We start from the raw sequence: 9,642 nt of genomic DNA, 5'->3' as shown, positions 1-9,642 counted from the left end.
TAGAGCACCTGGTTTGGGACCAGGGGGTCGCAGGTTCGAATCCTGTTTTCCCGATTTAAATGGATTGCGGTTGGGTTGATGCGGCCTTTTCGAATTGAGGCGTGTGAAACTGTTTAACTGCGTGCATTATATTTTTTGATATTTTGTAATAAATATAGTGCAAAATCATTTTTAAAATACTATAATAGATTATGGTTACCGGGAAATAGCTCAGCTTGGTAGAGCACCACGTTCGGGACGTGGGGGTCGCAGGTTCAAATCCTGTTTTCCCGATTTTAATAAAATGGTTCGCAACAATGATTGTTGCGATGGTATCCAGGATGCGATGGTTATGGAAATCGCACCCTGGTTTTTTTGATTTCATGAACTTTGTCATGCTCTTGTTCTTGAACGGAGTCCGGATTGCATTATAAATCATAGTGCAAAAATTTTCTGAAAAGACTATAATTAATTGTAGTTACCACAGGATTGAAAAGCCTGGAAAACGTCTGCAATTGCGGGATCAAAACATGTTTTCATGCGGATGACAAGGGATATTGATTGCAAAATGTCACCTGACGCGTCTATAATAATAGTCAAACATAGTCAAAACGCGAGGAAGGGTGGTAGAGTATGCAGAATCGGAATATTTCTGATATAATTGAGCAATATTTAAAAAGCATCTTGAAAGAGTCTCCTTCAATTGAAATCAAGCGTTCGGAAATAGCTCAGCAGTTTGACTGCGTTCCGTCACAGATCAACTATGTAATCAAAACGCGTTTTACAGTTCAGAATGGTTACCTGGTTGAAAGCAAGCGTGGCGGCGGCGGATACATCAGGATTGAGAAAGTCGATTTGGTCGATGATGCGGAATACTTGAATGAATTGATCGAGTATACCGGCGAATCCATAACGGAAACGGATGCTTTCAAGGTGGTTCAGGCTCTGTATGAGAATCATTTTTTGAACAGAAGAGAAGCAAATCTCATTTTAAGCACGTTTAACCGCAACGTTTTGGCCTTCAGCGACCGTGAGATTGGAGATATCGTGCGTGCGCGCATTTTAAAGAGCGTTATCAACAGGCTGAAGTGTGCTGACTGACAACACTAAAGAAGGAAGGTAATTCCATGGACGATTTATATACTGACAGCGCAAAACGAGTAATGGCGATTGCGCAGGAACAGGCAAATTATTTCAGACATCAGGCAATCGGGACAGAACACTTGCTCCTTGCATTGACTATTGAGGAAAAGGGCGTGGCAGGTCAGGTCTTGAAACAGGCGATGGTGACGCCTGGCGATGTTCGCCGGGAAATCGAACGATTGGCCGGGTACGGCAATTTGATGCGTCAGTCGCCAGGAAACTATTTGCCGTATTCTCCCAAGGCTAAGGCAGTTTTGGACGAAACCAAGAAACAGGCGTATTTGACGGGAGCCGTCAGAATCGGGACCGAACATTTTCTTTTGGCATTGTTGAGCGATGAAGACATCCTTTCGTCACGAATATTAACCAGTCTGCATGTGGATTGCAAAAAACTTCGTCAAATTCTTCTGCGCAGGCTCGGCATCAGTCAAAGCCAATTGCGGCGCGTGACAAAAAAAGCCGAGGAACAGCAGGGCAAGTCAAAGACGCCGACCTTGGATGAGCTTGGTCGCGACATGACCGAGATGGCGGCTGAAAACATGATTGATCCCGTAATCGGGCGGGAAAAGGAAGTCAATCGGATTATTCAGATTCTGAGTCGCAGGACAAAAAACAATCCGGTTCTTTTAGGTGAGCCCGGCGTTGGCAAAACAGCGGTTGCTGAAGGCTTGGCACAGGCCATCGTCGAGGGTTGCGTTCCCGAGAACCTGCAGAATGATCGTTTGATGATGCTTGATATGGGATCGCTTGTTGCCGGCACAAAATACCGCGGCGAATTCGAAGATCGTTTGAAAAAGATTCTTGAAGAAGTTTACAGCGACGGAAACGTTATTCTGTTTATTGATGAGATGCACACGCTCATTGGTGCTGGCGGCGCTGAAGGGGCGATTGATGCTTCCAATATTTTAAAACCTGCGCTTGCCAGAGGTGAAGTGCAGGTCATCGGAGCAACGACGCTTGATGAATACCAAAAGTATGTTGAATCAGATCCTGCCTTGGAACGACGTTTTGCGACCGTTGTTGTTGAAGAACCGAGCCAGGAGGCTGCATTGGAAATTTTGAAGGGCGTTCGTCCGCGTTACGAAGAACATCATAAGGTGAAAATTTCGGATGAAGCCCTGGAAGCAGCCGTACACTTAAGCAGTCGCTACATTACGAAACGCTTTTTGCCCGATAAGGCAATTGATTTGATGGACGAGGCTGCAGCACGTCTGAGAATCGTCAAGGCGGGGAAAAACGTCAAGCTGCTGGATTTGAACAAGGAATTGTCCGAAATTGCCAGGAAACAAGAACAGGCGTTGCTTGACGAAAAATTTGAAGAGGCGGCAAAATTGCGCAATCAGGCTCTGGAAGCAAAGGAAAAAATCGCCAGGATCGAAGAAGCCAAGCGTAAAAAAGACGAAAAGAAGGAATACGCCGGCGTCGTTTCGGCAGAAGACGTTGCGACGGTTGTTTCCGAGTGGACGGGCGTGCCCGTTACGCAGCTGACGAAAACAGAAAGCGAACGTCTGATTAACCTGGAAAAGATTCTGCATAAGCGCGTTATCGGACAAGATGAAGCTATCAAGGCCGTGTCAAAAGCAATCAGACGTGCAAGAAGCGGTTTGTCCGATCCGACTCGTCCAATCGGGTCGTTCATGTTTCTTGGACCGACAGGCGTCGGAAAGACCGAGCTTGCCAAGGCTTTGGCAGAGGCGATGTTTGGTTCGGAAGACGCCATGATCAGAATCGATATGAGCGAATATATGGAGAAATATTCAACCAGTCGCTTGATCGGTGCTCCTCCGGGATACGTTGGGTACGATGAGGGCGGACAGCTGACGGAAAAGGTCCGCAACAGGCCTTATTCGGTCGTTTTGCTTGATGAAGTCGAAAAAGCCCATCCGGATGTTTTCAACATCCTGCTGCAAGTGTTGGATGACGGATATTTGACGGATTCAAAAGGACGAAAGGTCAATTTCAGGAACACGATCATTATTATGACGTCTAACCTTGGCGCAACGGCATTGCGTGACGAAAAATCGGTCGGTTTCGGTGCGGCGGATCTTTCAAATGACTATGCGGCAATGTCTTCCAAGATCAGAGAATCGCTGAAGAAGCGTTTCAGGCCTGAATTTTTAAACAGAATTGACGAAATCGTCATCTTCCATTCACTTGAAAAAGATGAGCTGCATCAAATCGTCAAGTTGATGGCCAAAGACGTCATTAAGCGGATTGCCGAGCAAAAGGTCAAGCTCAAGGTCACTCCTGCTGCAATTGCCGTCGTTGCAAAGGCCGGCTTTGATCCCGAATACGGTGCCCGACCGATCAGACGTGCGTTGCAAACCGAAGTTGAGGATCTTTTGAGCGAGGCATTGCTTCAAGGAAAGATTCAGATTGGAGATACAGTCACAATCGGTGCGAAAAAAGGCAAAATTACCTTGACGGTCAATACGCCTCAAAAGGACAGTGACAAAAAAGCGGCCGTTAAGAAACAGGCTGCCAAATAGCAAGCTAAAGAGCCGGCTTTTGCCGGCTCTTTTTGACAAAACGGCGTTGTTTTCAAAAACTTGTGGAAATCATCCGAATATCGGTGTATCCTTGTAATCAATACACTACGGGGGTGGTTTATGTGAATGATGAACTTGACGCCAGGACGGGAGTAACCGATACGCTGCCGACTGTTTTCGGCTACATCGGCATTGGCCTGGCATTTGGGGTTGTTGGCAGATCAGCGGGACTTTCGCCGTGGATCATCACGCTGATGTCGCTCGTGACATACGGTGGTTCCGCACAGTTCGTAACCGTCAGCATGCTGCAGGCGGGAAGTCCGCTGGCATCAATCGTCTTGTCGACCTTTCTGGTCAATTCGCGGATGATTCTGATGTCCATGAACGTTGCTCCTTATTTTTCAAGGGAAAGCATGTCAAGAAACGTTTTGATAGGATCTTTATTGACTGATGAAACTTTTGCCTTGAGCATGAATAAGAAAAATCGCACCGGTGGCATCCTGAATTTTGAATGGTTCAATTCTGCTAATCTGATTGCATACGTTACCTGGGCGGTCTCATCTTATGTTGGCGGAGTCCTGGGAAGTTTCATCGGCAACCCTGAGCGTTTCGGAATGGATTTTGCCTTGGTTGCGATGTTTGTCGGGCTGCTTTATCTGCAGATTATTGCTGATGATTCTCTGCCCAGGGGCTTGCAGTTTGTCATGGTTCTTGTGACCTTGGCGCTGGTCTTTTCAGGGATGATTTTCATTCCTGAAAATTTGCTGGTCGTGTTTGTAACTTTGGTCGGATGTGGAATCGGGGTGGCATTAAAGCATGCGTTCTGTTAGTTTTGTGATTTTGACGATTTTCTTGTGCGGCCTGGTGACGTGGCTTTCACGAGTCGTACCGTTCGTTTTGCTGAAAAAATTTCATTTGCCAAATGCAGTGGTCGAATACTTAAGCTTTGTGCCCGTAGTCATCATGTCGGCATTGTGGTTTGACAATCTGTTCGTTCAGCACCTTGGCAGTCTGCCGACGGTCAATGTTGAAAATCTGCTTGCCTCGATTCCGACGGTTTTGGCAGCGGTCATTTCAAAAAGTCTGATGGTCGTCGTGATTGTGGGAATCATTTCAATGGCGGTTGTCAGATGCTTTTTGTAAGTACTTGACAATCTGTTGACTTGTTGTTAAAATATGTAAATGCATAAAACTGTGAATTTAGATGCTCAATGTGATATATTGTCCATGTTGAGCAAAAGAAGAAGCAAAAATAGTGAGGTTTATTCAAGTTAAACAGAACTGTTTTTGGTTTTTTTTTGCCAAAATTCACGAAATGAATTGAAAAAAGATCATTTGTAACACAAATGTAACATTTCGACAGTGCTTAATTTCACAGCAAATTTTTGGAGAGGTGAACAACTTGGCAGGACATTTAGTAAAATACGGCAAGCACCGTGTGCGCAGAAGTTATTCTCGAATTAAAGAAGTTCTCGAATTGCCAAACTTGATTGAGATTCAGACGGACTCATACAAGTGGTTCTTGGATGAAGGACTTCGCGAAATGTTTGAGGACATTATGCCAATCGAAGACTTTGCCGGCAAATTGTCGCTTGAATTCGTAAACTATCAATTATTGGAACCTAAGTATACGGTTGATGAGGCTCGTGAGCATGACGCCAACTACTCAGCTCCTTTGCACGTAACATTGCGTTTGATTAACAAGGAAACCGGCGAAATCAAGTCTCAAGACGTATTTTTCGGTGATTTTCCTCTGATGACGAAGCAGGGCACGTTCATTATCAACGGTGCAGAGCGTGTTATCGTTTCTCAGCTTGTCCGTTCTCCAGGCGTTTACTTTAACTCCGAAATGGACAAGAACGGTCGTGAAACATACGGCACTACGGTTATTCCTAACCGTGGCGCATGGCTTGAATATGAAACGGATGCCAAGAACATTTCATACGTGCGTATCGACAGGACGCGCAAGATTCCTTTGACGGAACTTGTTCGTGCGCTCGGGTATGGTACAGACTCCGAGATTATCGAAATTCTCGGCCAGAACGACTGCTTGATGAACACTTTGGAAAAGGACGTTCACAAGAATACGGAAGATTCGCGTGTTGAAGAATCCTTGAAGGATATCTACGAACGTCTGCGTCCAGGTGAACCTAAGACGGCTGATTCTTCACGCAGTTTGCTGACGGCGCGCTTCTTTGATCCGAAACGCTATGATCTTGCTGCAGTCGGCCGTTACAAGATTAATAAGAAGCTTGACCTTAAGACGCGTCTTCTGGGCGCTCGTCTGGCCGAAACGTTGGCTGATCCTGAAACGGGAGAGATTATTGTCGAAAGCGGCGAAGTCGTTACGAAGCCAATCATGGAAAAGCTTGCTCCTTACTTGAAACGTGACGATTTCAAGATGTTCACGTTCCATCCGTCAGAAGAAGGCGTTGTCCAGGAACCAATGACGCTCCAGATCATCAAGGTTTATTCAGAAACCAACCCTGAAGAAGTCATCAACTTGATTGGCAATGGCAACGTTCCTCTGGAATACAAGCACATTACGCCATCGGACATTCTGGCATCAATGAACTACTTCTTCAATTTGCAGGAAGGTCTCGGATCAACTGACGATATCGACCACTTGGGCAACCGTCGCATCCGTTCCGTTGGCGAATTGCTTCAAAACCAATTCCGAATCGGTTTGACGAGAATGGAACGTGTTGTTCGCGAACGCATGTCTATTCAAGATATAGCAACGGTTACGCCGCAACAGCTGATTAACATTCGACCTGTCGTAGCTTCAATCAAGGAATTCTTCGGAAGCTCCCAGCTGTCGCAGTTCATGGATCAGACGAATCCGCTTGGCGAACTTACGCACAAGCGTCGTTTGTCAGCCTTGGGACCCGGCGGTTTGACGCGTGACCGTGCCGGGTATGAAGTTCGTGACGTTCACTATACGCACTATGGCCGCATGTGCCCGATTGAAACGCCCGAAGGTCCTAACATCGGGTTGATTAACAGTTTGTCGACGTATGCGCACGTCAACAAGTACGGCTTTGTTGAAACGCCTTATCGTCGCGTTTCATGGGATACGCACAAGGTTACGGACAAGATTGACTATCTGACGGCTGATGAAGAAGACAATTACGTTGTTGCGCAGGCCAACTCACCGCTTAATGATGACGGCTCCTTCGTGGATCCTGTTGTTATGGCTCGCAGCAAGGATGAAAACATTGAAATTTCAGTTGACAAGGTTGACTACATGGACGTTTCGCCTAAGCAGGTAGTTGCTGTTGCGACGGCATGTATTCCTTTCCTGGAAAACGATGACTCCAACCGTGCCTTGATGGGTGCCAACATGCAGCGTCAGGCCGTTCCTTTGATCAAGCCGCACGCACCGCTTGTCGGTACCGGTATCGAATATAAGGCTGCTCATGACTCCGGAGATGCCTTGATTGCGGAACATGCCGGAACGATTGAATATGTTGATGCCAGAGAAATCAGAGTTCGTCGCGAAGACGGAGCGCTCGATTCATACAAGCTGATGAAGTTCCGTCGTTCAAACGGCGGCAAGAACTACAACCAGACTCCGATTGTTCGCGTTGGCGATCATGTTGATGCCGATGAAGTTCTGGCGGACGGTCCTTCAATGGAACAAGGTGAACTGGCCTTGGGTCAGAACCCTCTGATTGCCTTCATGACATGGGATGGCTACAATTTCGAAGATGCGATTGCAATTAACGAGCGTCTGGTTAAGGAAGACGTTTATACGTCGATTCATATCGAGGAACATGAATCAGAAGCACGTGATACGAAGCTCGGACCTGAAGAAATGACTCGCGAAATTCCTAACGTCGGTGAAGACGCATTGAAGAACCTCGATGAATTCGGGATTGTTCGTGTTGGTGCCGAAGTCAAGGATGGCGACATTTTGGTCGGCAAGGTAACTCCAAAGGGTGTTACTGAGCTTTCAGCCGAAGAACGTCTCCTGCACGCAATTTTTGGCGAAAAGGCGCGTGAAGTACGTGATACTTCCCTTCGCGTTCCTCATGGCGGCGGCGGGATTGTCCAGGACGTCAAGATCTTCACTCGTGAAGCAGGTGACGAACTGGCACCTGGCGTAAATATGATGGTTCGTGTTTATATTGCACAAAAACGCAAGCTTCAGGTCGGTGACAAGATGGCCGGCCGTCACGGCAACAAGGGTACGGTTTCCGTCGTTATCCCTGAAGAAGACATGCCGTTTATGCCTGACGGTACTCCAATCGACATCATGCTTTCGCCAATGGGTGTGCCGTCACGTATGAATATCGGTCAGGTACTTGATCTTCACTTGGGGATGGCTGCTCGCAAGCTTGGCATTCACGTAACGTCACCTGTCTTTGATGGTGCTCGTGATGAAGATATCTGGAATGCCTTGAAGGAAGCCGGTCTTCCTTCCGATGGCAAGTCAATCTTATATGACGGGCGGACAGGTGAACCGTTTGATAACCGGATTGCTGTCGGAGTCATGTACTACATGAAGCTGGCTCACATGGTCGATGACAAGATTCACGCACGTTCAATCGGACCGTACTCTCTTGTTACGCAACAGCCTCTTGGCGGTAAAGCTCAATTTGGTGGACAACGTTTCGGTGAAATGGAAGTCTGGGCTCTTGAAGCTTACGGTGCCGCCTACACCTTGCAGGAAATCCTGACTTACAAGTCTGATGACGTTGTCGGACGTGTCAAGACTTATGAAGCTATTGTCAAGGGCGAGCAGATTCCGCAACCTGGTGTTCCTGAATCATTCCGCGTTCTCGTAAAGGAATTGCAGGCGTTGGGACTTGATATGAAGGTTCTTGATTCCAAGAAGCAGGAAATCGAATTGCGCGATATGGACGAAGAAGACGATGAAGTCGTCAACGTTGATGCTTTGGCCAAGTTCTCGCGCGAACAAAAGGAAAAGCAAGAAGCAGAAGAAACTGAAGAAGAAACAAAGTCTGAATTATAATCAGTTAAGAATTATGGAAAAGGGAGGTCGGTCCTTTGATCGATGTCAATAAATTCGATAGCATGCAAATAGGTCTGGCTTCATCCGACAAGATCCGCAGCTGGTCTTACGGTGAAGTCAAGAAACCTGAAACAATCAACTATCGTACGTTGAAACCAGAAAAAGACGGTCTGTTCGATGAACGAATCTTCGGGCCAACAAAAGACTGGGAATGTGCTTGCGGCAAGTACAAGAAAGTCAGCTACAAGGGTATTGTCTGCGATCGTTGCGGCGTTGAAGTCACTCGTTCAAAAGTTCGTCGTGAACGCATGGGTCACATTGAACTTGCAGCACCGGTAACGCACATTTGGTATTTCAAAGGGATTCCAAGTCGCATGGGCCTTGTGCTTGACATGAGTCCTCGCGCCCTTGAAGAAGTAATCTACTTTGCTTCTTATGTTGTTACTGATCCGGGTGATTCACCACTTGAAAAGAAGCAACTCATGACTGAAGGCGAATATCGCGAAAAGCGCCAGGAATACGGTCAGTCATTTAAGGCCGCAATGGGTGCCGAAGCAATCCGCACTTTGCTTCGCGATGTTGATCTTGAAAAGGAATGTGCAGAACTTAAGGAAGAATTGAAAGAAGCTACGGGCCAGAAGCGGACTCGTGCCGTACGCCGTCTGGATATTTTGGAAGCATTTTTGAGCTCCGGCAACAGTCCTGAATGGATGGTCATGGATGCAATTCCTGTCATCCCGCCTGATCTTCGTCCGATGGTCCAATTGGAGGGTGGTCGTTTTGCCACTTCCGACTTGAACGATTTGTATCGTCGCGTCATCAACCGTAATAATCGTTTGAAGCGTCTGCTTGAACTTCATGCACCTGGCATCATTGTTCAAAATGAAAAGCGCATGCTGCAGGAAGCTGTCGATGCTTTGATTGATAACGGTCGTCGCGGTCGTCCCGTTACGGGTCCTGGCAATCGTCCCCTCAAGTCATTGTCGCACATGCTTAAGGGTAAACAAGGGCGTTTCCGTCAAAACCTTCTTGGTAAGCGTGTCGATTACTCAG

5 protein-coding genes, 1 tRNA gene and 1 pseudogene are annotated in these 9,642 nt (G+C 47.0%); all 7 read left to right on the top strand.

Translation table 11 applies throughout. From position 1 onward, the window contains the following. The first annotated feature begins 199 nt into the window (after positions 1–199). Positions 200–273, top strand: a tRNA-Pro gene (locus V7Z60_RS07220). A gap of 339 nt (positions 274–612) precedes the next feature. Further along, the gene (locus V7Z60_RS07215) at positions 613–1,080 is read left to right on the top strand and encodes a CtsR family transcriptional regulator (protein WP_334117162.1); all 468 of its coding nucleotides are present in this window, start codon (positions 613–615) and stop codon (positions 1,078–1,080) included. Between the two features lie 26 nt (positions 1,081–1,106). Then, positions 1,107–3,611, top strand: coding sequence for an ATP-dependent Clp protease ATP-binding subunit (locus V7Z60_RS07210; protein WP_334117161.1), 2,505 nt, complete (start codon positions 1,107–1,109; stop codon positions 3,609–3,611). A 122-nt stretch (positions 3,612–3,733) separates the two neighbouring features. Then, positions 3,734–4,441, top strand: a complete 708-nt coding sequence (locus V7Z60_RS07205; protein WP_334117160.1) for an AzlC family ABC transporter permease — start codon at positions 3,734–3,736, stop codon at positions 4,439–4,441. After that, positions 4,428–4,754 carry an AzlD domain-containing protein gene (locus tag V7Z60_RS07200; RefSeq protein ID WP_334117159.1) on the top strand — a complete coding sequence of 109 codons (327 nt, stop codon included), beginning with the start codon at positions 4,428–4,430 and terminating at the stop codon, positions 4,752–4,754. Before V7Z60_RS07205 ends, V7Z60_RS07200 begins: the two co-directional genes overlap by 14 nt. A 250-nt stretch (positions 4,755–5,004) precedes the next feature. Further along, on the top strand, positions 5,005–8,589 hold the full coding sequence (gene rpoB, locus V7Z60_RS07195) for a DNA-directed RNA polymerase subunit beta (RefSeq protein WP_334117158.1): 3,585 nt from the start codon (positions 5,005–5,007) through the stop codon (positions 8,587–8,589). Between the two features lie 35 nt (positions 8,590–8,624). After that, positions 8,625–9,642 (top strand): annotated as a pseudogene (locus tag V7Z60_RS07190) (DNA-directed RNA polymerase subunit beta'); the annotation flags it as partial.

This window comes from Ligilactobacillus sp., from assembly GCF_036846325.1.
Classification (GTDB): Bacteria; Bacillota; Bacilli; order Lactobacillales; family Lactobacillaceae; genus Ligilactobacillus.
The sequence above is the reverse complement of the archived record's forward strand: the minus strand, read 5'-3'. Positions and strand labels throughout refer to the sequence as shown.